Raw genomic sequence first — 23475 nt, 5'->3', positions numbered from 1 at the left:
TCAACGGAGGAATCCGCCCGATGTCGCCCACGCGTGGTGCCCTTGTCACCGGCGCGGCTGTCACGGCCGCAGCCGCCGTCGTCCTCACCGTCGTCGTCTGGCCGGACGGATCCGGCAGCGGACCGTCCGGTGACACGGCGTCGCCCTCCGGAACCTCCGCCGAGGCCGCCGCCCCGTCGCCCTCCCGCAGCTACCCGATGTCCAGCACCCCGAGCACGATCCCCGCGGTGCGCGAGCACACCGCGGCCCGGGGGCCCCCGGGGGCACGGCGTGTGACACGGCGTCGCCCTCCGGAACCTCCGCCGAGGCCGCCGCCCCGTCGCCCTCCCGCAGCTACCCGATGTCCAGCACCCCGAGCACGATCCCCGCGGTGCGCGAGCACACCGCGGCCCGGGGGCCCGGCTGGCAGCCGGGCGGGGACAGCACCGTCGTCATCGCCAAGGGCAGCCAGGTGCTCGCCGACGAGGCGCAGCTGCTCGCCAAGGAGCTGAAGATCCGCTACCGAGGCGCCGAGCCGGCGCGGACGGGGGACGTCGAGCTGGCGCTCGGCGCCAAGGACGCGGGCCCCACCGAGTCGTACACGCTCACCGTGCGCGACCGGAAGGTGAAGATCACCGGCCCCGACGAGTCGGGCGTCTTCTACGGCACCCGTACGCTCAAACAGTCGCTCAAAGCGGACGGCACGGTCCCCGAGGGCGTCGTCAACGACCGGCCGGACCGGCCGCAGCGCGGGCTCAACCTCGACATCGCGCGCAAGCACTACAGCGCGGAGTGGATAGAGGACCGCATACGCGAGATGGGCGACCTCAAGCTCAACCAGCTCGGCCTGCACTTCTCCGACGACCAGGCCTTCCGGATCGAGTCGAAGTCCCACCCCGAGGTGGTCTCAGACGAGGCCCTCACCCAGGACGAGGTCCGCCGCATCGTCGGCCTCGCCAACAGCCGGCACATCGAGGTCGTCCCCGAGATCGACTCGCCCGGACACCTCGGCGCGGTGCTGGCCGCCCACCCCGACCTCCAGCTGCGCAACACCGCGGGCGTCGAGTCGAAGGGCTCCATCGACATCTCCAAGCCGGCCGCGGCCAAGCTGATCGACGAACTCCTGGAGGAGTACACCGAGCTCTTCCCGGGGCGGTTCTGGCACCTCGGCGCCGACGAGTACCAGGCGCTGACCGTCCAGAACCCCGCCGCCTCCTACCCCCAGCTCCAGCGGGCCGCCGAGGAGAGGCACGGCGCCGACGCCACCATCGAAGACCTGGCCACCAGCTGGCTGAACGACCGCGCGGACGTCGTCGTCCCCAAGGGCCGGACCGCGAAGGCCTGGAACGACGGGCTCTTCCGGGGCACGAAGGTCAAGGCCGACGAGAACATCGAGATCGAGTACTGGACCGGCAAGGAGATCGGCGCCCGCCCGCCGCAGGAGTACCTCGCCGAGGGCTACAAGATGCTGAACCTCAACGACGAGTTCCTCTACTACGTGCTCGGCGAGCCCAACGAGTTCGTCTACCCGACCGGTGAGCGGATCTACGAGCAGTGGACCCCGCTGGTCCTGCGCGGCACCGAACCCGTGGCCGAGCGCTACTCGAAGCAGATCCTCGGCGGCCGGTTCGCCGTCTGGGGCGACCTGCCGAACGCGCAGACCACCGAGCAGGTGGCCAACGGCATCAGGATGCCGCTCGTGGCGACCTCGCAGAAGCTGTGGGACCCGCGGAAGCCGGCGCTCAGCTGGGCGCAGTTCCAGGAGCTGGCGGAGCAGACGGGCAGCGCGGGGTAGTTACGGGGCGTTCCCCGGCGGCGGACCGCAGCCCGTGGACAGGTGTGCTGTCCACGGGCTACGGTCCGCCGACCGCGCGCTCCTGGGGAGGGGACGCGAGAGGTCACACACCGACATCACGTCCATCACGTCCTTGGGGGGACCTCCGTGCTCTGTACCCGTTGCCGTATCAGAACGGCCGTCACCGACGACGGCCTGTGCACCTTCTGCTCGGGCACCCGGCCCCCGCTGCCGGACGGCCTGATGGCCCCGGTCTCCGGGCCCGGGGGCTGGGGCGTGGCCACCTGGCCGCGTTCGCCCGTCGGCCTCGCCCGGGCGGTGACGGCGCTGCTCGGCCTGGTGATCGCCGCCGACCTGTTCGCCATCGGCACCGGGCTGCATCTGCGCGGTCTCTGGCAGGGGCTGGTGACGGACGGCGCCCTGAACATCTACACCGGGGACGGCCGCACGGCCGAGGCGCTGTACGGGATCGCGACCATCTCCCAGGGCGTGGCGTTGCCGGCCGCCGGTGTCGTCTTCATCATCTGGTTCCACCGGACCCGCCGGAACGCCGAGGTCTTCGACGCCTCCGTGCAGCGCATGGGTCCGGGCTGGGCGGTGGGCGGCTGGTTCGTCCCCGTCGCCAACTTCTGGTTCCCCTACCGCGTGGCGAGCGGTGTGTGGGAGGCCAGTGCGCAGACCAGCCGGGACGGGGGCTGGCGCACGGTTTCCCGGACCCCGCTCAACCTCTGGTGGGGCGCGTGGGTCGTGAGCCTCCTCTTCACCCGCGTCACCGAGCGCCTGTGGGACCGGGCCGTGGGGGCGGAGGAGGTCGTGCGGGCCGGGGGCCTGCTGGCGGCCTCCAACGCGGTGGACATCGTCGCTGCCGTCCTCGCCGTCCTCTACGTCCGCGCCGTGACCGGGATGCAGGTCGAACGGGCCCTGTACGGACGGGCGCCTGACGGCCCGGCACCTGCTCCGGCCCCGGGGGCACACAGGTGACACCCGCGCCAAAGTGACGATTTTCGGCCATTCGGCGCAGTATCCGGTAGACCGAGGGAGACGTCGATGAGTCTGCTGGAACTGATCGGACGGGCCGACGAGCGCGCGCTGGCCGCCGGTGCCGTGGCCTGCCTGGAACGCTGCCTGCCGCTGCTCGCGGGGCCGGACGCGGAGCCCTTGCGCCCGCTCTGGGCGAGCTGCGAGAACGGACAGGATTGGGCCATCCGGCTCGCGGCGGTACGGACGGCGATGGAACAGGCGTCCGTCCCCGACGGCCCGGCCGCGCTCGTCCGGGCCATGCTCGGCGCGGCCCCCTCCGACTTCGCCGCCGGACCGCTGCGGGAGTGGGCCGACGCCTGCTCGCTGGTCGCGCTCCGGGTCCACGGCCGGTTCGACGCCCCGGACGGGGACGTGCCGGCGGACGAGGAGGACCTGCTCAAGGCGGCCCGCAGCGGTGAACCCGCCGCCGTGGGCCCGCTGGTCGCGGGGGAGCTGGAACGCCAGGTCCGGATCCTGGAGATCCTCGCGGAGACCACCGGCACGGCGGGCAGCGGCGCAGGCCTCCGCAAGGCGCTGGACCTGTCCACGGAGGGCCGCCGGGTGCTGCGCGCGGTGATGTCACGGCGGGCCAGGGGCCGGGGCTGAGGGGCACGGCAGGGTCTTTTCGCCCTGGTGCGCGGACAGTACGGGTGTGTCGCGGACGAGGCCGTCCACGACACCCGTACCGACCGGCCCGGCGTTACTTCGCCGCGTCCAGCGCCGCCAGGGCCTGCGCCCACCCGACGTACTTCAGTGCGGCGAGATCGGCGACCGTCACCACGCCGAACGCCTCCTTGAGCAGGTCACCCTGACGGTCCGACACGCCCTTGAGCGCGGACACCGGCGCCGCCAGCACCTCGGGCACGCTCTTGTCCGCCCACGCCTTGTCCAGCACCTTGTCCAGGTCGATCGAAGCCACGCGCGTTCCCCTTCTCCCAGTAGATCTACAGACGTGTAGAGCTTAGGAGGGGAAGGGGACGGCTCACCGGGCACTGTCGGGAAATCACCTGCGAAAGTCCGAAAGCCGCCCGGTCACCGCTACCGTGGCGGGGCCCTACGATGACGGCATGCCGCTGAGCAACGTCGTCCTCGCCTCCGGCCGTTCGGTCGAACTCACCCAGGTCAGGATGGACTCGACCTACGCCGGGATGCTGGAGGGCTACCCGTGCAAGCCGGTCAACGACATGAAGACCAGGGGCCTGCGGCGGCGGGCCGAACAGGCCTTCCCTGCACTCCCGGTCCATATCGTCCCGCCCGTCCTCACGTACCCGGACGAGACGGGCGGCGCCTTCGGCCCGGTCGAGGTGCTGCCCTCCGTCCTGTGCATCGGCGTCTTCCGCTCGACGGTGGTCGATGCCGGACTCGACCCGGTGATGCACCGCTCCGCCCTCGTCGTCGCGTGGTTCCAGGACACCGCGGTCGTGCCGTCGGGCGAGGACGCCGATCCCGCGCTGCGCGGGATCGACTGGGACGCGCTGGCCGAGGACGGCGAGCTGTAGGGCCTGCCGCCTGCCGGCCCACGGCGTAAGGCGCGCGTCAAGCGGGCGTCAGACAGTCGTCAAGGGCGGCGCCGCATTCATATGGACCCCGTCAAGGCGGCTCATCCCCGGGGTGAAGTCGAGGTTTGCTCGTATCGGCCGAACGGCTGATTTCCTTCCTCGCATCCTCAGGAGTTCGCGATGGCCGACCTGGCCTTCGTCGCCACCACGATCGCGGTATTCGCGCTGGTGGCTCTCATCGCCCGGGCGGTGACCAGACCATGACCGCAGAAAACATCGTCGGGCTCGTCGTGGCCGTGTCCCTGCTCGGATATCTCGTCCTGGCTCTCCTGTATCCGGAGAGGTTCTGAGCACCGACATGAGTCCCCAGGTCGCTGGAGTTCTCCAGCTCACCGCTCTGATAGCCGCCCTTGCCCTGGCCTACCGCCCGCTGGGTGACCACATGGCCAAGGTCTACTCCTCCGAGAAGCACTACACACCGGAGAAGTGGATATACAAGGTCATCGGCGCCAATCCGGCCGCCGAAATGCGCTGGCCCGCCTATCTGCGCGGAGTCCTCGCCTTTTCGGCGGTGAGCGTTCTCTTTCTGTATCTGCTGCAACGGATACAGGGTTCGCTGCCCGGTTCGCTCGGCTTTTCCTCGATCGACCCGGACCAGGCGTTCAACACCGCCGCCTCCTTCGTCGCCAATACCAACTGGCAGTCGTACTCCGGCGAACAGGCCATGGGCCACGTCGTGCAGACCGGCGGCCTCGCGGTGCAGAACTTCCTGTCCGCCGCGGTCGGCATGGCCGTGGCGGTGGCTCTCGTACGGGGCTTCGCCCGCTCCCGTACCGGTGAACTCGGCAACTTCTGGGCCGACCTCGTCCGCGGCACCGTCCGCATCCTGGTCCCGATCTCGGTGATCGGCGCACTCGTCCTGGTCGCCTGCGGGGCCACCCAGAACTTCTCGGGCATCCATCAGGTCGGCCAGTTCATGGGCGGCACGCAGGAGTGGAACGGTGGTGCGGTCGCCTCCCAGGAGGCCATCAAGGAGCTGGGCACCAACGGCGGCGGCTACTTCAACGCCAACTCCGCCCACCCCTTCGAGAACCCGAACCCGCTCTCCAACCTCTTCGAGATCTTCCTCATCCTGCTGATCCCGTTCGCGCTGACGCGGACCTTCGGCCGGATGGCCGGATCGCTGCGGCAGGGGTACGCGATCCTCGGCGCGATGGCCGTCATCTGGATCGGCTTCACCGCCCTGATGATGTGGACCGAGTTCGCCCACCGGGGCCCGGCGTTCGAGATCGCGGGCGGTGCCACGGAGGGCAAGGAGACCCGCTTCGGGATCGCCGGCTCGTCGATCTTCGCGGTCGCCACGACGCTGACCTCGACCGGAGCGGTGAACTCCTTCCACTCCTCGTACACCGGCTTCGGCGGCGGCATCACGATGCTCGGCATGCAGCTCGGCGAGATCGCTCCCGGCGGGGTCGGCTCCGGCCTCTACGGCATGCTGATCATGGCGGTCATCGCGGTGTTCATCGCCGGGCTGATGGTCGGACGCACCCCGGAGTACCTCGGCAAGAAGATCGGCACCCGCCAGATCAAGCTGGCGGCCTGCTACCTCCTCGTCACCCCGGCGCTGGTCCTCGGCTTCACCGCGGTCGCCATGGCCCTGCCGACCCCCGCCGACCCGATGACGAACTCCGGCGCGCACGGCTTCTCCGAGATCCTGTACGCCTACACCTCCGGCGCCAACAACAACGGCTCCGCCTTCGCCGGCCTGGGCGCCGACACCCCGTGGTTCAACACGACCATCGGCATCGCGATGCTGCTCGGCCGGTTCGTGCCGATGGTGTTCGTCCTCGCCCTGGCCGGTTCGCTCGCCGAACAGCGGCCGGTGCCCGAGACCGCGGGCACGCTGCGCACCGACAAACCCCTCTACGCGGGGCTGCTCGTCGGCACGATTCTCATCATCACCGGACTCACCTACTTCCCGGCCCTGGCGCTGGGTCCGCTCGCCGAAGGGCTCGCCTCATGAGCACCATCACCCCCACCTCCACGCGTGCTCCACACGGAGACCTGCCGCCGACCGGCGGCCAGGGGACCGGCAGCCGGGTCGGCAGCGGGCTCTTCGACCCCCAGCAGCTCCTGAAGTCGTTCCCGGACGCGCTGCGCAAGCTCGACCCGCGCGTGATGGTCACGTCACCGGTGATGTTCGTCGTGCTGGTCGGCTCGGTGGTCACGACGGTCCTCGCGCTCACCGACCCGACCGACTGGTTCGGCTGGGCGATCACCGGCTGGCTCTGGCTGACCACGGTCTTCGCCAACCTCGCCGAGGCGGTCGCCGAGGGCCGGGGCAAGGCACAGGCCGACACGTTGCGCAAGGCCAAGACCGACACCGTCGCCCGCCGCCTCGCCGACGGGCAGGAGGAACGGGTCGCCGGAACGGACCTGCGCATCGGCGACCTGGTGGTCTGCGAGGCCGGTGACGTCGTCCCCGGCGACGGGGACGTGGTCGAAGGCGTCGCCTCGGTCGACGAGTCCGCGATCACCGGCGAATCGGCTCCGGTCATCCGGGAGTCCGGCGGCGACCGCTCGGCCGTCACCGGCGGTACGAAGGTGCTGTCCGACCGCGTCGTCATCAGGATCACCACCGAGCCGGGCGAGACCTTCATCGACCGGATGATCGGCCTCGTCGAGGGCGCCGCCCGGCAGAAGACGCCCAACGAGATCGCCCTGAACATCCTGCTGGCGTCCCTCACCATCGTCTTCCTGCTGGCCGTGGTCACCCTGAAGCCGTTCGCGATCTACGCGGGCGCCGACGACCAGACCTCGCTGATCGTGCTCGCCGCCCTGCTCGTCTGCCTGATCCCCACCACGATCGGGGCACTGCTGTCGGCGATCGGCATCGCCGGGATGGACCGGCTGGTCCAGCGCAACGTCCTGGCCATGTCGGGCCGCGCGGTCGAGGCGGCGGGCGACGTATCGACCCTGCTGCTCGACAAGACCGGCACGATCACCCTCGGCAACCGCCAGGCGGCCGCGTTCGTCCCGGTCGAGGGCGTGACGGAAGCGGACCTCGCCGAGGCCGCCCAGCTCTCCTCGCTCGCCGACGAGACCCCGGAGGGCCGGTCGATCGTGGTGCTCGCCAAGGAGACGTACGGGCTGCGGGAGAGGAACCAGGGCGAACTGACGGGGGCGGCGTGGGTGGAGTTCACCGCGCAGACCCGGATGTCGGGCGTCGACCTGGACGGCCGCAAGGTCCGCAAGGGCGCGACCGGTTCGGTCCTCGCCTGGGTGAAGGAGCGGGGCGGCCGGGTCCCCGAGGACGCGGCGGCGCTCACGGACGAGATCGCCCAGGCCGGAGGCACACCGCTGCTGGTGGCCGTGGAGGACGCCGACGGAGCCCGGGTCCTCGGAGTGATCCACCTCAAGGACGTGGTGAAGGAGGGCATGCGGGAGCGGTTCGAGGAGCTGCGCCGGATGGGCATCCGTACGGTCATGATCACGGGCGACAACCCGCTGACCGCGAAGGCGATCGCCGAGGAGGCCGGGGTCGACGACTTCCTGGCCGAGGCGACGCCCGAGGACAAGATGGCCCTCATCAAGCGGGAACAGGCCGGCGGCAAGCTCGTCGCGATGACCGGCGACGGCACCAACGACGCCCCCGCCCTGGCCCAGGCCGACGTCGGCGTCGCGATGAACACCGGAACCTCGGCCGCCAAGGAGGCCGGGAACATGGTGGACCTCGACTCCGACCCCACCAAACTCATCGAGATCGTCGAGATCGGCAAACAGCTCCTCATCACCCGGGGAGCCCTGACCACCTTCTCCATCGCCAACGACGTCGCGAAGTACTTCGCGATCATCCCCGCCATGTTCGCCGTGGCGTACCCGTCGCTGGACAAGCTGAACATCATGGGCCTGGCCTCGCCCGAGTCCGCGATCCTCTCCGCGGTGATCTTCAACGCGCTGATCATCGTCGCGCTGGTACCGCTCGCCCTCAAGGGCGTGCGCTACCGCCCCGCGAGCGCGGACCGGATGCTGCGACGCAACCTCGGCCTGTACGGACTCGGCGGCCTCGTCGCCCCGTTCATCGGCATCAAGCTCATCGATCTGCTCCTGACCCTCATCCCCGGAATCGGCTGATCCGCCATGACCAACAACACCGTCGGCAGCACCGCCCGCGTACTCGGCGCCGGTCTGCGAGCCCTGCTCGTCCTCACCCTGGTCTGCGGGGTCCTCTACCCCCTGGCCGTCACCGGCGCGGCCCAGGCCCTGTTCAGCGACCAGGCCAACGGCTCCGAGATCAAGGACACGAACGGGCAGGTCGTGGGCTCCTCGCTCATCGGCCAGCGGTACGACCTCCCGCCGAAGAAGGGCGAGCAGCCACCGACCCCCGACCTGAGGTGGTTCCAGCCCCGCCCGTCCAACGGCCTCGGCACCAACAGCGTCAACACCCAGTACGCCCTGCTCGTCTCCGGCGCCACCAACCGCTCCGGCGACAACGAGGAGCTGATCCGGTGGGTGAAGGAAGCCAAGGCGACCGTGGCGAAGGACAACTCCACCCCCACGTACAAGGTGAACCCCGCCGACATCCCGCCCGACGCCGTCACCTCCTCCGGCTCCGGCCTGGACCCGCACATCTCACCGGCGTACGCCGAACTCCAGGCCCACCGGGTCGCCGAGAAGAACGGCCTCGACGTGAAGAAGGTCGAGGACCTCGTCACGGATCACACCAGCGGCCGACTGCTCGGCTTCATGGGCGAGCCCCGCGTGAACGTCCTCGAACTCAACACCGCGCTCAAGGACCTGACCCGGGAGTGAGAAGCCTCGGTGGGGCATCGGGCGACGACGCGCGGGCCTCGGGCCCCGACCACCGACGCAACACCGCCCCGCCCGGCCTCTTCCCCGGCTCCTACGATGCCCGTATGAAGCATCGAATCAAGGTGGACGAATGGGAGCAGCGCACGCGGACCCCGCTGCTGCTCCTCGCCGCGTGCTTCGCCCTTGCCTACGCGGTTCCCGTCCTCACCCCGGACGCACCTGCCTGGATCCACACGGCCTGCCGGGCCGTGGAGTGGGCGGTGTGGGCGGCCTTCGCCGGCGACTACGCGACGCGATTGCTGCTCACGCCGCACAGGGGGGCCTTCGTCCGCCGCCATCCACTGGACCTCCTGGCGGTCGCCCTGCCGCTCATCCAGCCGCTTCGGCTGCTGCGGCTCGTCTCCACGCTGCTGCTGCTGGGCCGACGTGCCCGCAACGCGCCGCAGATCACGTTGACCGTCTACGTCGCCGGCTCCGTCGTGGGCCTCCTGATGTTCGGGTCACTCGCGGTGCTCCAGGTGGAACGGGACGCGCCGGACGGCAACATCCGCACGATCGGGGACGCGGTGTGGTGGTCCTTCACCACCATGACGACCGTGGGGTACGGGGACCTCGCGCCGACCACCGGACTCGGTCGGCTGCTCGCGGTGGGACTGATGCTCTCCGGCATCGCTCTGCTCGGTGTCGTGACGGCCAACATAGCCGCGTGGTTCATCTCCCGCTTCGAGCGGGACAACGCCGAGGAGATGAGGCAGACAGCGCTCCTTGAGGCCCTGACCCTGGAAGTGGCCGCGCTGCGGGCCGAGATGGCGGACCTGGCACGGACCTCACAGTCGGCGGCCCGGGAGGTCCCCGAACCATCCCCGCCCACCCGGCCGTGAGCGTTCTCGCACCGGCACCGGCGCCGGCACCGGCACCGGCACCGGCACGGTCCGCAGACGCGATCCGCATTCTGGGCACGATCGAATCCGTCCGCCGCCCGGAGGGCTTCAGGAGCCTTGGGCCCCCACCCTCCCAGCGGTGATCTGCTGACCTCGTGTGGTGTCGACCACGATGGGAATCCGGCCCGCGAGATCGCTGAGCAGACTCTCTTCGCCGGGCTGTCGCCCGACGACAGGTCCAGGGCCTGCTGGAGTTCCTCGAGACCGCGGCGCTGGCGGGCCGGCAGGACCCGGTCAGGGAGTTGGCCGACCATGGCGACCAGTATTCCGCGTCAACCCACATGACCGGGGCCAGGACACGGCTCGGGATCGAAGGCCTCACGTCTGGGTCAAGACGGGGCCCGACGGCCGGGGCGGCCTCCCCCGGCCGGTACGGCTCCGGTCATTCCGCCCGGTGGGCCCCTGGCGGCAACTCGTCCTGCGGCTGCGGATGCTGCCGCAGCCGCAGGATGGCAGCGACGAGCCCACCCCAGACGATGAGCATGGAGATGATCATCATGATAATGGCGCTGGTGGACATCAGTGGTCCTTCCGGTCTGCGGGCGACTCCATGTCCAGGTCGATGTCCTCGCCACCGGCCGGCCACGGCATGAGCGAGAGGATCACCCCGACCAGCAGCGCCCCGATGGCGACGCTCCAGCCCGCCGAGAGCAGGAACCCGGTGGAATAGCCCTCGTAGTTCTCCTGGAACTCGGTCCTCAGGCTGTCGACCATCATCCAGCCCAGGGTCAGCGGTGTGATCACGCCGAGGCAGATGCGCCACCAGTGGCCGAGCCGTACCGCGGACGTGGCGTCGGCGTTCTCCTGGAGGCTGGGAAGCTGCCGCAGCACCCAGACGATCACGATCAGGCCGACCAGGGCCGCGAGCGCGATGCCGTACTGGTTGATGAAGTGGTCGGACGCGTCCAGCAGGTAGATGCCGGACTCGGTGGGGAACAGCACGAGCGACACCAGCGCGACCAGACCACCGACGCCCAGCACCGCGGTCCTGCGCCGCATTCCGGTCCGGTCCTGCACCGCGGAGACGACGACCTGCACGATGGAGATCAGCGAGGAGAGCCCCGCGATCACCAGGGAGCTGAAGAACAGGACGCCGAAGAAGCCGCCGAACGGCATCTCCGAGATCACCGCGGGGAAGGCCACGAACGCCAGACCGATGCCCGCGCCGGCGACCTCATCGACGCCGACACCCGAGGCGGTCGCCAGGTAGCCGAGGGTGGCGAAGACCCCGATGCCGGCGAGGATCTCGAACGAGCTGTTGGCGAAGCCCGCCACCATCGCGGACCCCGTCAGGTCGGCGCGACGGCCCAGGTAGGACGCGTACGTGACCATGATGCCGAAACCGATGGACAGCGAGAAGAAGATCTGTCCGTAGGCGGCCACCCAGACAGTGCCGTTTCCGAGTTCCGACCAGTCGGGCGTGAAGAGCGCGTCGAGTCCTGTCGCCGCTCCGTCCAGCGTGAGCGCACGGATCACCAGCGCGGCGAACAGGACGAAGAGCAGCGGAATGAAGACCTTGTTGGCGCGCTCGATGCCTCGTCTGATCCCGAAAGCCAGGATGCCCAGCACGACCACCCATACGACGACGAGGGGCCAGAACACCCCCGGCACGAAGCCGTCCAGGAATCCCGGGGTGTCCGGGGCCCGGAGGAAGTCGCCGAAGAGAAACGCCTCCGGGTCGTCACCCCACTGCTGCCCGACGGAGAATCCCACGTAGCGCACGGCCCAGGCGATGATGACGGCGTAGTACGTGGCGATCACGAAGGAGATCGCCACCTGCCACCATCCGATGGCCTCGGCGGGGCGGGCCATCCTGCGCAATGCTGCCGGGGGCGAGAGCCGGTACTTCCGCCCGATGGCGTACTCCATGATCAGGAGCGGGATGCCCGCCGTCAGGAGCGCGATGAGATACGGGAGCAGAAAGGCACCGCCACCGTTGTCGTAAGCGATCGCGGGGAACCGCCAGATGTTCCCGAGCCCGACGGCCGAACCGATCGCGGCGAGCAGGAAGCCGGTCCGGGTGGCCCACTGCTCGCGTGGCTGCTCTGTCATGTGCGGTCCTCAAGTCTCCTCGTGGTGCTGTGCGTCAAACTGACGGCACGTTAGCGCCCGGACCGCACGCGAGGCGTCCGACGGGGCCCGGCGAATGGGCCACATGGGCCGTCGGCACCCATGGGCAGGGCCACACGGCGCACCGGACGGGCCGCGGCGGAGTGCGGGCCGGGAAGACGCTGCGTTCCATGAGTGCGCTGTGCTCATGGAAGTCGGCACCGTATTCCCTACGGGTGGACGGATCACGTAGCCCCTCCGCCCTGCCCCGGACTCCTCCAGGTGGCGGGCGTTGTGGGCCTGTTCGTTCCCGGCCGCCGTGGCGAGCGGGAGGAACACGGCGGGCTCGCCCAGGGCGGTCAGCTCGGCCAGGGCGGCCGGAAGCCCTGCGGCGCGCGCGGACAGCGCCTCCTGGGCCTCCAGGCCCTCCGCCGTGCCGATCCACAGGAGATCGGGCCCGTCGGCCGGGCGAAATCCGTGCGGCGCCGGTCACACCGTCGGTCGCGCGGAGGTCTGTGCGCGGGGGCACCCCTGGTCAGGGCGCGGGTGAAGAGGAGCGACGACCGGGGCCGCCACCCCCCACAGGAGAGGCCCCGGCCGTCTTCCACGGGGTCGCAGCACGACCCCGTACTCATCTCAGCGCCATGACTGCGTTTTCTGTCACACCGAAACCGCGGGCGTCGAATTGTTGCGAGTTGTACAAGTCATGGACGCGGCCCCCACCGAGCACGTAGCGTGCTGGTTCGCGCAGGGTTGCGCAGCAGTTGACCAGCTGCGATTCAGGACGGCAGGGCGGGTTGAGGGAGTGCTGGGGGACGACGCGGAGCTGACTGCCGCGGTGCTCGCGGCACAGGACGGGGACGAGGACGCCTTCCGTGCTGTGTACCGCGCGGTGCACCCACGGTTGTTGGGCTACATACGGACGCTGGTCGGAGAGCCGGACGCCGAGGACGTGGCGTCCGAGGCGTGGCTGCAGATAGCGCGCGACCTCGACCGGTTCAGCGGTGACGCCGACCGGTTCCGGGGCTGGGCCGCGCGGATCGCGCGCAACCGCTCTCTGGACCATCTGCGGATGCGCAGCCGCCGTCCCGCGATCGGCGGCGACGAGACCGAGCTGGCCACGCGCGCCGCCGAGTCCGACACCGCGGGCGACGCCATCGAGGCCCTGGACACCGACCGCACCATGTCCCTCATCGCCCAGCTGCCGCAGGACCAGGCCGAGGCCGTCGTGCTGCGGGTGGTCGTCGGGCTCGACGCGAAGAGTGCGGCGCAGACCCTGGGCAAGCGGCCCGGCGCCGAGAAGTTCGGCCAGTCGCTTGAGGCCGCGGTGGGCGGCGGTGCGGACGGCGCCGGGCCGCTTGCCCAGGGTCTGCGCCGCACTCTTCGCGTCGAGCCCGACGACCACCCCCGCCGCCCACCCCGGCGCCGTCCGCACCGCCGCCCACCGCGGCCTCAAGCGACTGGCCGAACTTCTCGGCGCCGACGGGCAGCTCCCGGCGCCCCGGGCCGACGGCGACGGGGCGTTCGACCCGGACGGCACCGCGGACCGGCCCCCGGCCCAGGACGGCGGGAACGACGCGGGCGGCGGCGCCGGGCTCGGGGCCGTGCCCTCCCAGCGGCCCGGCCGAAGCGGTCCGGCGGCACCCGCCGTGGTCACTCCCGGTGTGACGCATTCGCGACCGTGGACGCAGAAGGACATGTGATGGCCGACGAGCACTACGAGTGGCTTGACAAGGACGCGGCGGAGAGACTTCTCCGCGGCGAACCGGTCGTCCCCGTCGGCGACAAGGCCCGGACCGACGCCCTCCGCCTCGCCGAAGCGCTCGGCGCGGCGCGCGCGGGGCTGCGGCCCCCGGCAGGCGAGCTCCCCGGCGAGGACGCCGTCCTCGCCGCGTTCCGGCAGGCCCGCCACGGGGCAGCGGCGTGGACCGGCTCGCCGGCCGGGCCGCCGGTGCCGCAGTCCCCGGCCGCCCCGGCCGGCTGCACGCCGTCCAGCTCAGCTCCGCCCCCGAGACCCCGGCCCGCCGCCCGCGCTGGAGCCGGCCGGTCCGCTTCGGCCTGGTCGCCTCGCTCGCGGGCTGCGCGCTCGGCGGGGTGGCGGTCGCCGCCGGTACGGGCGTGTTCACCGGAACCTTCGGCGGGCAGGGCTCGCCCACGCCGGCCAGCTCCGTATCGGCCGCCGTGACCCCGGGACCGCTGATGTCCAGCGGCTCCGCCGACGACCCGTCGGCCCCGGCGGACCCGTCCGCGCCCGCCGAGCCGGAGTCCGCCTCCTCGCCCACGGCCCGCGAATCCGGCGGGCCCGAGGAGCCCGACGGCGCGCGGACCGGCGACACCGGCCGCGAGTCCGGCACGGGCCGCCCGGACACCCCGGACCGTCCCGGCGGCAACGGCCGCGAGGAGACCATCGGGGGCGGCACCGGGCAGGACGACCGGCCCGGCGGTTCCGGCGGCGACACGGACTCGGGCAACTGGTACGAGAAGTCCGTCAAGGCCTGCAAGGCCTTCCGCGAGGGCACGCTGGACGACCGCAGCCGACGCCAGCTCATCGAGTTCGCCAAGGGCGAGAAGAACCTGGAGCGCTTCTGCGACCGCCTCCTCGGCGGGAACGGCGGCAGTGGCGGGAACGGCGGCTCCGGTGGTTCCGGCGGTGGGGACGGCGACGACGATGACGACGAGGGCGGTCAGAACGGGCCGGGTGACGGCGGCTCGCTGCCGCCCGTCTCCTTCCATCCCGTACCGCGTGCCGCAGCGGCCCCGGAGGACGGTTCCGGCGCGGGGGCGGACGCTGAGGTTCCGCCCCTCCCGCAGAGCAGCGGTGCGGCCCCCGTACAGACCCGCTGACCTGCGCTTCCAGGTCTTGTCCGACCGTCCGTGCCACCAGGTGTGACGTTTTTGGAGGGCCGGGCGCAGTACAGAGTGAGCCGACTGGTCATCGGCCGCGCGACGAGCCGGGGTTCCCCCCGTACCTTCGGCTCAGCGCATCGGCGCGGGCGGGACACGTTCCCCCGGTCCCGCCCGCGCCCTCTCCCTTCGTCCGGACCGGCCGAGCAGCCGGTCACCAGTAGACGACGACCTTGTCGCCGGTCCTCACCTGGTCGAACAGCGCCGCGACCTTCCTCTTGTCCCGTACGTTGACGCAGCCGTGCGAGGCGCCGCCGTAGCCGTTGGCCGCGAAGTCCGCGGAGTAGTGCACCGCCTGGCCGCCGCTGAAGAACAGGGCGTACGGCATCGGGGTGTCGTACAGCGTCGACACATGGTCCCGGGACTTCCAGAACACCTCGAACACGCCCTCGCGGGTCGGCGTGTACTCCGAGCCGAAGCGCACGTCCATCGCCGAGACGACCCTGCCGTCGATCATCCACGCCAGGGTCCGGCTGTTCTTGCTGATGCACAGGACCCGGCCCTTCAGGCACCGCTCGTCCGGCGCGGCCACCGGCCGCTCGGTCGGCGGGCGCAGTTCGGCGGCCGTCGGCGTCCGGGTCATCGCCAGCAGCCGCCGCCAGGTCACCTCGTCGGTGGAGCCCGTGACCGGCAGGCTCCGCTTGGCCTGGAAGGACCGTACGGCGTCGGCGGTGACGGAGCCGTAGTAGCCGGTGGGGTTGCGCCCGAAGTGGCCGATCTGGCGGAGCCGGGCCTGGAGTTCGCGCACCCGGTCGCTCTCGGCCCCGGTCCGCATCAGGACGCGCGGCGGCGGCGCGGTGCTCGGTTCCGGGGCCGGCCGGGCGGTCGTCGGGTCAGGGGCCGGGGCCGGTGCGGCGGTGGACGCCGACGGGACGGGCGGTGGCGCGGTACGCGGCTTCGCGTCCTCGGTCACGGGGGCGGTGCGTGTGGGGGAGGGCGCGGCGGCCTGCGTGGCCCGCGCCGGAGGAGACGCGTCCTGCGCCCCCGTGGCCGTACCCGGTTCGCATCCCGTCGCGAGGGCGGCCAGCGCGACGAGGGACACGGCGGCGACGCGACGGCCCGGCAGGGCGACGCGACGGTCCGGGACCGCGACGCGACGGTCCGGTATCGCGTCGACCGCACACGCCCCGCGCATGTCCCGCGTCCCGTGCGAGCCCCTCCCGCCCCGGCCGTCCCACCCGCTGTCCGTGTCCACCATGTTCGATCCCCCTGGCTCACCTGTCGGACCGGTGCCTCCTGTACGGATGCCGTACGGATTCCCGTCCGGCCCGGTCAGCGAATCCTCCGCCGGACGACGGCCGCGCGTCCAGACCCCCGAGGGCCCGCCCGGCCGATCATGGCCGGGTCCGGGCCGTCGGGACCGGTCCTCTGCCGCGCGGTGTCCGACGGCGCATATCGCCAGGTGATTCCCCCTGGACGGCGACCCGTACCGGCGTGCAACACTCCGTTCATGCTGGGTGTCACCGATCTTCCGACCTATCTCGCCGGCCTGGCGCTGATCGTCCTTCTGCCGGGTCCGAACTCGCTCTACGTGCTCTCCGTCGCCGCCCGACGCGGCGTACGCACCGGGTACAAAGCCGCCGCGGGCGTCTGGACCGGGGACGCCGTCCTGATGACGCTCGCCGCACTGGGCGCCGCGTCCCTCCTCACGACCACGCCCCTGCTCTTCGCGATCGTCAAGTACGCGGGCGCGGCCTACCTGACCTGGATGGCCATCGGGATGCTGCGGGCCGCCGTGGCCCTGTGGCGCGAGCGGCACCGGCGTACCGCCGAACTCGTCGAGACGGTCGGGGCGGAGGGGGCCGCCGAGGCGTCCGGAGCGGCGGCGGGACCCGTGGAGCGGCCCTACCGCCGGGCGCTCGTGGTCAGCCTGATCAACCCGAAGGCGATCCTGTTCCTGATCTCCTTCTTCGTCCAGTTCGTCGACCCCGCCTACGCCTACCCCGCGCTGTCGTTCCTGGTGCTGGGCACCCTGCTCCAGCTCGCCAGCTTCGCCTACCTCTCGGTGCTGATCTTCGGCGGCACCCGGCTGGCCGCCGTCTTCCGCCGGCGCAAGCGGCTGTCGGCGGGGGCCACTTCGGCGGCCGGTGTGCTGTTCCTCGGGTTCGCCGCGAAGCTCTCGCTCAGCAGCGTCTGAGGGCTGTCCCGTAATCCCTGGTGGATCAGCGAGCCTCCGGCTCGCGTACCCCCGCACCCGGTCATCCGGCGGACGCGCAGAGTTCACCCGCTGTCGTGGCGGGTGTCATCCGATCCTTCCGCGGTCTCACTAGGTTGTCGGGACCATGATCGAAGGTGAGGGCGCGCGTGCCGAAACTGTCCGTTGTCGTACCGCTCCACAATGTCGCGGCCTACGCCCCGACCACGCTGGGGAGCCTGGCCCGCAACGCGGACCCGGACATCGAGTTCCTGCTGGTCGATGACGCGTCGACCGACGGTACGCAGGACATCGTCGACCACTGGGCCGAGCGGCTGCCGCACGCCCGGGTGATCAGACACGGTACGAACGTCGGCATCGCGGCCGCCCGCAACAGCGGCATCGACTCCGCCGAGGGCGACTACCTCACCTTCCTCGACGGCGACGACTGGTACGCCCCCGGCCACCTGGGCCGGCTGCTGCGCGCCGCCCAGGACCTCGACTGCGACTTCGCCCGCACCGACCACGTCCAGTCCACCGGCACCACCCGCGTCGTGCGGCGCGCCCCCGCCCCGCTCCGGGACACCCTGCTCGACCCCCGCGACGGCATCGGGGCGCCCGAGCGCGAGACCATGGTCGACTACCCGTTCGTCTGGGCCGGGATCTACCACCGGCGGCTCTTCGCGGACGGCGCCCAGCGCTTCGCCACCGAACTGCGCACCGCCGAGGACCGGCTGTGGATCTGGCAGCTCCATCTGCGCGCCCGCACCTACGCGGCGCTCGGTCTTTACGGCATCTTCTACCGGCGCGGGGTCACCACCTCCCTGACCCAGATCAAGGACGCCCGCCAGCTCGACTTCTTCGCCTCCTACGACACGCTGCTCGACCAGCTGCGCGCCGACCGGGACGCGGACATCCTGCTGCCGAAGGCCGTCCGTACCTACTGCGCGATGATCGCCTTCCACAACGAGAAGGCCGACGACTACGAGCCCGCCACCGCCCGGAAGCTGCGCGCCGAGTCCACCGCCGCGCTGGGCCGGATGCCGCAGGACGTGCTCGACCGCACCCTGACGATGATCGACGACAAGCGCGGCACGCTGCTCAGCCGTCTGCGCACCAAGCAGAAGGCCGCCTGACCGATGACCGTGCCCGATTCCGTACCCACGCCCGACCCGGCGCTCGGTTCCGCTGGTTCCGCGTCCGTACGTACGCCCCCGCGCACCCAGATCTTCCAGGTCTCCACCCTGTACGGCGCGGCCACCCTCGCCGCCGCGCTCGACGCCGGACAGTTCGGCCGGGCCCTCGACAGCCACCGCATCCTGCTGGTCTCCAACAACGCGGCCGTCCCCGAGACCGCCCTGCGCCTGGAGGAGATGCGCGGTTACGGCTCCCTCGCCGCCCGCTTCGACGCCGTCGTCGACTGGAACGAGGCCATCAGCCCGCACCACCCCAGCGGCTGGGGCCCCCGCTCCGAGGAGACCGTCCTGTGGCAGCGGGCCTTCCGCCTGGCCTGGGACATCGCCCCCGAGGCCCCCGTCGACCTCGCCGTCGAGTCCATCCAGGTCAACCCGGCCCGCGCGCTCGCCGCGATCTTCTCCGAGAGCGCCGTCCACGTCTACGCCGACGGCCTGATGAGCTACGGCCCCACGCGCAACCGGATGCCCCAGTCCATCGCCTGCCGCATCCGGCGCGTCCTCCACCTCGACCTGGTCACCGGACTGCGCCCGCTCCTCCTCGCCGAGGCGGGCGTCGAGCCCGAACTCGTCCCCGACGACGCCTTCCGCGCGGTCCTCTCCGAGATCGCCACCGCCGCCGAGGGCGACAAGGGGCTCGCCGCCGCCGAGGCCGCCGCCCCCACCGCGATGCTGCTGGGCCAGTACCTCGCCGCCCTCACCATCCTCACCCCGGAGGAGGAAGAGGAGCTGCACATCCGGATGCTGCGCGGAGCCGCCCGCGCCGGGCACACCTCCATCCTCTTCAAGCCGCACCCCACCGCCCCGGCCCGCTACTCCCGCGCCCTGGACGAGGCCGCCGCCGAACTCGGCGTACGGCTCACCACGCTGGACAGCCCGCTGCTCGCCGAGACGCTGTACGAGCGGTGCGCGCCCACCCTCGTCGTCGGCTGCTTCTCCACCGCGATGTTCACCGCCGCCGCGTACTACGGCATCCCCGTCGCCCGCGTCGGCACCCGGCTGGTCCTCGACCGGATCGCCCCGTACGAGAACAGCAATCGCATCCCGCTGACGATCACCGACCACCTCGTGCCGGACCTGGACGCGCAGGGCGGCCCGGGGGGAGCGGAAGTACGAGGCTCCGAGGGCGTCCCCCAGCTGCCGCGCACCGCGCCGGACACCCTCGCCCCGCTGGTGCGGGCCGTCGGCTACTGCATGCAGGCCAAGCTCAACCCCGGGCTGCGCCCCGAGGCCGAGGCCTGGCTGCGGGAGCACCTCGACCCCACCACCCAGCACTACTTCAAGCGCCGCCGTCTGCAGAGCCTCACTCTGCCCGGCGGCGGCCCGCGGGGCGCGGCGGTCCGGCTGCGCCGCACCGTACGGCGCACCCGCAGCACCCTGGGCCTCTGACCCGCAACCGGCACCGGGGCCCGAACCCCGGTGCCGGCGTCCGACTCACAGAAACGGCGGAACGAGCATGGGCCAGACCCTCACCGGGCTGCTCACGTCAGTACGGGCGATAGCGGGACGGCCGGGAACGCCGCCCCGGGCCCGCCCCGGCGACGGACCGGACCCGGCGCTGCTGGCCGCCCTGCGGCTCTGCGGCGACCACCTCGCCGCCCTCGCCGCCTCCGGCCCCCTCACCGACGCCCGCCGCACCCGGCTCATCGCGTCGATCGGCGCGCTGACCACCGCGTGCTCCACCCCGGGCGCCGACGCGTTCGACGCGCTGCTGGGGACGGGGCAGCAGGCCCTGGACAACGGCGGCGAGGCCGGGGCCCGCCTCGCCCTGGCCCTCGCCGACGAGGCCACCGCCCTGCGCGCCCGCTCCAAGGGCGCCTGGCGGCTGCGCGGCAACGCCCTGGACGCGCTCGGCCGGAGCGAGGAGGCGATCACCGCGTACGAACGCCACCTCGCGCTCCAGCAGAACACCGCCGCCTCGCGCGATGTCGAACGCCGGATCGCCACGCTCCGCGCGGCGGGGGACCTGATCGACGAGGCGCTGGCGCTGGTCGGGGTCGGGGACGGGGCTGCGGGTGCGGGCGGGGACAGAACCGCTGCCGCGGACGGGGAAGAGGCCGGGACCGGGGTCGGCGCCCTCCGCCTCTCCCGCCACCTGCCCGCCGCCGACGCCCGCGCCGCCTTCACCGAACTCGTCCGGCTCCGCACCACCGAACGCGGCGCCGCCGACCCCGCCGTACGCCGGCTCGCCGCCCTCTACGCCGAGCACCGCCGGCTCTCGGACCGTGACCCGATGGCCGACCCGCTGCTCGGCGGGGCCGAACCCATCGGCGTAACCGGCCTGCGCCGGTTCCTCGCGGGCCGGACGGTGTGCCTGGTCGCCGACACACCGCACACCGCCGAGCAGGAACAGCGGCCCGGCAGTTCCCTGGCCGCCCTGATCGAGGGCTACGACCTCGTCGTGCGCTGCGACGCCGTACGCCACGCCGCCCCCACCGCCCGAACCGACCTGCACGCCGTCACCCTGCGCGGCGGCTCCCCGTGGAAGGGCCCCCGCTGGGACCGCCGGGCCACGGCCCGGCTGGTCTTCGGCGACCCGCTCCCGCACTGGCGGCTCGCCCTGCGCAGCCGGCTCGTCCCCGGCGCCCAGGACCGCATCGGCGACGCGACGCTGCGCCGCCCGCTGCACGACCCGGCCCTGATCGGCGAACCGGCCGACGGCGACGGTCCCGCGAGCACCGCGTACACCGTGCTGCGGCTCCTCGACTTCCTGGGCACCCCCGCCCGGGTGGACCTCATCGGGTTCGAAGGACCGGCGGCCCTGTCCCCGCGCGAGGGCGAGTGGATCGGATCGCGGACCGGGAGAACGGACGACACCGCAGTGAGGATCACGCTGAGATGACGACGCACGACTCCACCCCCGTGCCCGGGTCCGCCGCCGCATCCGCATCCGCCTCCTCCGCCGACGACCGCCGCGCCGTCACCGGGAAGCGCCGGATCGCCTTCGCCGTGTACGTCACCGACGCGGGCCAACTGCCCGGACTCCAGGCCCTCCTGCGCAGCCTCGCGCTGACCAACCCCGCTCTCTGCGAGGACGTCGTCGTCCTGCACCCCGGCCTGCCGGATGCCTCCTTCGACGCCGCCCACCGGCTGCACCCCCGGCTGATCCCGCGCACGGCCACCGGACTCCACGACTTCTTCCGCCTCGACGACTACGACACCGTCATCGCGCTCACCCCCGCCCTGGTCGTCCTCGGCGGGATCGATGACCTGCTGCGTCTCCGTACGGGCGTGGCCGCCGTGCCGCGCACCGGTCCGGACGGCGTCCCCGCCCCGCGTATCGGCATCGCCGACGACGGGCTGCTGGTGATCCAGCGCCAGGATCTCGCCCACCCCCTACCGCCTGCCGCCGCGCAGGACATCCCGGAGAGCGTCCTCGTACCCCTGGACTCCCGGTACGACTTCCGGGCGCTGCGGCTCGGCGACGACCTGGCGGTCCCCGAAGGCGTCGTCGTCCTGAACTTCGCGGGTACGCCAACGTCTTGGACCGGTCCCGCCCACGAGGCCCGGGCGCGGTTCGACCTGGACGACGAGGCGTTCCGCGCCGCCTACCTCGCCCTCCCCGGCGCGAAACACCCCGACCTGCTGCTGCACCTCGCGCTTCCGTTCCCCGCCGGGTCCCGGCCGCCGATCGACCTGGTCCGGCAGCTCGCCGAGATCCACCGGGGGCGCGGGCACCACGACGTGGCCGTCGACCTGCTGGGCGAGGCCGTCGCGGGCCGCCCGGACCTGCCGCGCTGCCACGAGACGCTCGGGGTCTGCCTGATGGCGCTGTCCCGGTACGAGGAGGCCGAGACGCACCTCCTCCTGGCGACCGCGTCCCCGGACTTCGCCCCACGCGCGTACGGCCAACTCGCCCGGCTGGCCTGGCTTCTGGGCCGCACGGAGGACGCCCGCGGGTACGCGCTCGCCGGTCTGGATTCCGACCCGACCGACGCCAACTGCCGTGCCTGGTACGCCCGTACCTCCGAGATGGTCGCGGCGGACGCCACCTCGCCGGTCACCCCGTCCGGCGAACAGCTCGCCCATGTAGCCCTGTTCGCCGACGGCGACGAGAACGCGGGCGACAGGGTGCTGCCCGAGGCGGTCCGCAGCTGCTTCACCGCCGACACCGGCCCCGACCGCTGGCACCAGCAGCACGTGCACCTGCTGGTCGACGAGGCCGGCCTCGAACGCCTCAACGCCCGGCAGGCCGTGATCGTCGGCGGCGGCGGGCTCTTCCTCCCCGACACCGCGCCCAACGGGAACAGCGGCTGGCAGTGGAACATCCCCGACGACGTGCTCGCCCGGATCACCGCCCCCCTGGCGGTCTTCGCCGTCGGCTACAACGTCTTCGACGGCCAGCGCTACCGGCGCGAGCGGTTCGCGGCCTCCCTGCGAGCCCTGGTCGAGCGGTCCGCGTTCTTCGGGCTGCGCAACCACGGCTCCGTCGCCCGGGTCAGGGAGCTGCTGCCCACATCCCTCCGCGAGAAGGTGCGCTACCAGCCCTGCCCCACCACGGTCGCCCGCCACCTCGACGCCCGCCTCGCCGAACCGGCCGTGCGCGAGGACACCGTCCTCATCAACTGCGCCTACGACCGGGCCGGGCTCCGCTTCGGCCACGACTACGGGCACTTCCTCGCGGAGATGGCCGCGGCGATCCGCGCCATCTCCGGTGCGGCAGAGGTCCGTTACGCCGCGCACATGCCCGCCGACGAACGCTTCGTCGACGATCTGCGGCGCGAGCACGGCCTCGCCCTCCCCGTGGAGCCGCTGTATCTGCTCTCCAACGACGCCATCCGCGACCTCTACCGGCGCACCCGGCTGGTGATCGGGATGCGCGGGCACGCCGGGATGATCCCGTTCGGCTGCGGCACCCCCGTCATCAGCCTGGTCTCGCACCCCAAACTGGCCTACTTCCTGGCCGACATCGACCGGCCCGACTGGGGCGTCTCCGTCCACGAACGGGCCCTGGGCGCCCGGCTCGCGGAGCGGGCCCTCGCGGTGCTGGCCGACCATCCGGCTGCGGTGGCCGACGTCCACGACCGGCAGCGGACGCTGTGGTCCGTGACCCGGGGCAACCTCGCCCTGTTGCGTGAACTCACCGGTCTTCCGGACCCGTTCGGCGAACCGGGCGCCGGCCCCGTGGTTCCCGCGCCCCGGTCCGCCG

18 protein-coding genes and 4 pseudogenes are annotated in these 23475 nt (G+C 72.1%); 17 read left to right on the top strand and 5 right to left on the bottom strand.

Going from position 1 to position 23475, the window contains the following annotated elements; all coding sequences use genetic code 11:
• Positions 1-44: 44 nt before the first annotated feature.
• The 3 genes and pseudogenes from D3105_RS16145 to D3105_RS16135 form a co-directional block, all read left to right on the top strand.
• Positions 45-1774, top strand: a pseudogene (locus D3105_RS16145) (family 20 glycosylhydrolase); the annotation flags it as partial.
• 147 nt (positions 1775-1921) lie between these two features.
• Positions 1922-2755 carry a DUF4328 domain-containing protein gene (locus D3105_RS16140; RefSeq protein WP_118903885.1) on the top strand — a complete coding sequence of 278 codons (834 nt, stop codon included), beginning with the start codon at positions 1922-1924 and terminating at the stop codon, positions 2753-2755.
• 66 nt (positions 2756-2821) lie between these two features.
• Entirely contained in the window at positions 2822-3400 is a 579-nt protein-coding gene (locus D3105_RS16135) for a hypothetical protein (RefSeq protein ID WP_118903884.1), read from the top strand.
• A gap of 94 nt (positions 3401-3494) precedes the next feature.
• On the opposite strand, the gene D3105_RS16130 is transcribed toward D3105_RS16135, so the two are convergent.
• Positions 3495-3713, bottom strand: coding sequence for a hypothetical protein (locus D3105_RS16130; protein WP_010058605.1), 219 nt, complete (start codon positions 3711-3713; stop codon positions 3495-3497).
• A gap of 148 nt (positions 3714-3861) precedes the next feature.
• Here D3105_RS16130 and D3105_RS16125 point away from each other — a divergent pair, with 148 nt between their 5' ends.
• The 6 genes from D3105_RS16125 to D3105_RS16100 all read left to right on the top strand — a co-directional run bounded on the left by D3105_RS16125 (position 3862) and on the right by D3105_RS16100 (position 9986).
• Positions 3862-4293: a hypothetical protein gene (locus D3105_RS16125; RefSeq protein ID WP_118903883.1), complete on the top strand. Its 432-nt coding sequence runs from the start codon at positions 3862-3864 to the stop codon at positions 4291-4293.
• Between the two features lie 260 nt (positions 4294-4553).
• Entirely contained in the window at positions 4554-4643 is a 90-nt protein-coding gene (gene kdpF, locus D3105_RS16120; protein ID WP_010058599.1) for a K(+)-transporting ATPase subunit F, read from the top strand.
• 8 nt (positions 4644-4651) lie between these two features.
• Entirely contained in the window at positions 4652-6316 is a 1665-nt protein-coding gene (gene kdpA / locus D3105_RS16115; protein ID WP_118903882.1) for a potassium-transporting ATPase subunit KdpA, read from the top strand.
• Positions 6313-8427, top strand: coding sequence for a potassium-transporting ATPase subunit KdpB (gene kdpB / locus D3105_RS16110; RefSeq protein ID WP_118903881.1), 2115 nt, complete (start codon positions 6313-6315; stop codon positions 8425-8427). Before kdpA ends, kdpB begins: the two co-directional genes overlap by 4 nt.
• Before the next feature lie 6 nt (positions 8428-8433).
• Positions 8434-9105 (top strand): potassium-transporting ATPase subunit C, encoded by a 672-nt coding sequence (locus tag D3105_RS16105; protein ID WP_118903880.1) that lies wholly within the window; start codon positions 8434-8436, stop codon positions 9103-9105.
• Positions 9106-9209: 104 nt separating this feature from the next.
• Positions 9210-9986, top strand: a complete 777-nt coding sequence (locus tag D3105_RS16100) for a potassium channel family protein (protein ID WP_118903908.1) — start codon at positions 9210-9212, stop codon at positions 9984-9986.
• Positions 9987-10428: 442 nt separating this feature from the next.
• Here the strand turns inward: D3105_RS16100 and D3105_RS16090 are convergent, their stop codons facing one another.
• From D3105_RS16090 to D3105_RS36065, 3 genes and pseudogenes are all read right to left on the bottom strand, one after another.
• On the bottom strand, positions 10429-10566 hold the full coding sequence (locus tag D3105_RS16090) for a methionine/alanine import family NSS transporter small subunit (protein ID WP_118903879.1): 138 nt from the start codon (positions 10564-10566) through the stop codon (positions 10429-10431).
• Positions 10566-12098 carry a sodium-dependent transporter gene (locus D3105_RS16085; RefSeq protein ID WP_118903878.1) on the bottom strand — a complete coding sequence of 511 codons (1533 nt, stop codon included), beginning with the start codon at positions 12096-12098 and terminating at the stop codon, positions 10566-10568. The genes D3105_RS16090 and D3105_RS16085 overlap by 1 nt, the downstream gene beginning before the upstream one ends.
• A 261-nt stretch (positions 12099-12359) precedes the next feature.
• Positions 12360-12572, bottom strand: a pseudogene (locus D3105_RS36065) (glycosyltransferase); the annotation flags it as partial.
• Between the two features lie 328 nt (positions 12573-12900).
• Between D3105_RS36065 and D3105_RS36060 the strand changes: the two are divergent.
• From D3105_RS36060 to D3105_RS16070, 3 genes and pseudogenes are all read left to right on the top strand, one after another.
• A pseudogene (locus D3105_RS36060) lies at positions 12901-13383 on the top strand (RNA polymerase sigma factor); the annotation flags it as partial.
• 130 nt (positions 13384-13513) lie between these two features.
• Positions 13514-13798, top strand: a pseudogene (locus tag D3105_RS36055) (RNA polymerase sigma factor); the annotation flags it as partial.
• A 220-nt stretch (positions 13799-14018) separates the two neighbouring features.
• The gene (locus D3105_RS16070) at positions 14019-14939 is read left to right on the top strand and encodes a hypothetical protein (RefSeq protein WP_240646922.1); all 921 of its coding nucleotides are present in this window, start codon (positions 14019-14021) and stop codon (positions 14937-14939) included.
• Positions 14940-15153: 214 nt separating this feature from the next.
• Here the strand turns inward: D3105_RS16070 and D3105_RS16065 are convergent, their stop codons facing one another.
• Entirely contained in the window at positions 15154-16197 is a 1044-nt protein-coding gene (locus tag D3105_RS16065) for a L,D-transpeptidase family protein (RefSeq protein WP_206272756.1), read from the bottom strand.
• 252 nt (positions 16198-16449) lie between these two features.
• Here D3105_RS16065 and leuE point away from each other — a divergent pair, with 252 nt between their 5' ends.
• The 5 genes from leuE to D3105_RS16040 all read left to right on the top strand — a co-directional run.
• Positions 16450-17136 carry a leucine efflux protein LeuE gene (gene leuE / locus D3105_RS16060; RefSeq protein WP_118903877.1) on the top strand — a complete coding sequence of 229 codons (687 nt, stop codon included), beginning with the start codon at positions 16450-16452 and terminating at the stop codon, positions 17134-17136.
• A 167-nt stretch (positions 17137-17303) separates the two neighbouring features.
• A complete protein-coding gene (locus tag D3105_RS16055) occupies positions 17304-18269 on the top strand; it encodes a glycosyltransferase family 2 protein (protein WP_118903876.1) in 966 nt (321 codons plus the stop codon).
• Positions 18270-18272: 3 nt separating this feature from the next.
• The gene (locus D3105_RS16050; protein WP_240646921.1) at positions 18273-19715 is read left to right on the top strand and encodes an alpha-2,8-polysialyltransferase family protein; all 1443 of its coding nucleotides are present in this window, start codon (positions 18273-18275) and stop codon (positions 19713-19715) included.
• Between the two features lie 67 nt (positions 19716-19782).
• The gene (locus D3105_RS16045; RefSeq protein ID WP_118903875.1) at positions 19783-21168 is read left to right on the top strand and encodes a tetratricopeptide repeat protein; all 1386 of its coding nucleotides are present in this window, start codon (positions 19783-19785) and stop codon (positions 21166-21168) included.
• A partial coding sequence (locus D3105_RS16040; protein WP_118903874.1) for a tetratricopeptide repeat protein occupies positions 21165-23475 on the top strand: 2311 nt, incomplete at its 3' end. The genes D3105_RS16045 and D3105_RS16040, both read left to right, overlap by 4 nt.

It is taken from the genome of Streptomyces globisporus (assembly GCF_003501885.1).
Classification (GTDB): domain Bacteria; phylum Actinomycetota; class Actinomycetes; order Streptomycetales; family Streptomycetaceae; genus Streptomyces; species Streptomyces globisporus_D.
Note: the sequence above shows the minus strand (reverse complement) of the source record. Positions and strands in the feature narration are given on the sequence as shown.

Bases quoted from the DNA above. Each gene is read 5' to 3' on its own strand.
- D3105_RS16135 (WP_118903884.1), top strand. From the start codon at position 2,822: ATGAGTCTGCTGGAACTGATCGGACGGGCCGACGAGCGCGCGCTGGCC.
- D3105_RS16125 (WP_118903883.1), top strand. From the start codon at position 3,862: ATGCCGCTGAGCAACGTCGTCCTCGCCTCCGGCCGTTCGGTCGAACTC.
- kdpF (WP_010058599.1), top strand. From the start codon at position 4,554: ATGACCGCAGAAAACATCGTCGGGCTCGTCGTGGCCGTGTCCCTGCTC.
- kdpA (WP_118903882.1), top strand. From the start codon at position 4,652: ATGAGTCCCCAGGTCGCTGGAGTTCTCCAGCTCACCGCTCTGATAGCC.
- kdpB (WP_118903881.1), top strand. From the start codon at position 6,313: ATGAGCACCATCACCCCCACCTCCACGCGTGCTCCACACGGAGACCTG.
- D3105_RS16105 (WP_118903880.1), top strand. From the start codon at position 8,434: ATGACCAACAACACCGTCGGCAGCACCGCCCGCGTACTCGGCGCCGGT.
- D3105_RS16100 (WP_118903908.1), top strand. From the start codon at position 9,210: ATGAAGCATCGAATCAAGGTGGACGAATGGGAGCAGCGCACGCGGACC.
- D3105_RS16090 (WP_118903879.1), bottom strand. From the start codon at position 10,566: ATGTCCACCAGCGCCATTATCATGATGATCATCTCCATGCTCATCGTC.
- D3105_RS16085 (WP_118903878.1), bottom strand. From the start codon at position 12,098: ATGACAGAGCAGCCACGCGAGCAGTGGGCCACCCGGACCGGCTTCCTG.
- D3105_RS16065 (WP_206272756.1), bottom strand. From the start codon at position 16,197: ATGGTGGACACGGACAGCGGGTGGGACGGCCGGGGCGGGAGGGGCTCG.
- leuE (WP_118903877.1), top strand. From the start codon at position 16,450: ATGCTGGGTGTCACCGATCTTCCGACCTATCTCGCCGGCCTGGCGCTG.
- D3105_RS16050 (WP_240646921.1), top strand. From the start codon at position 18,273: ATGACCGTGCCCGATTCCGTACCCACGCCCGACCCGGCGCTCGGTTCC.
- D3105_RS16045 (WP_118903875.1), top strand. From the start codon at position 19,783: ATGGGCCAGACCCTCACCGGGCTGCTCACGTCAGTACGGGCGATAGCG.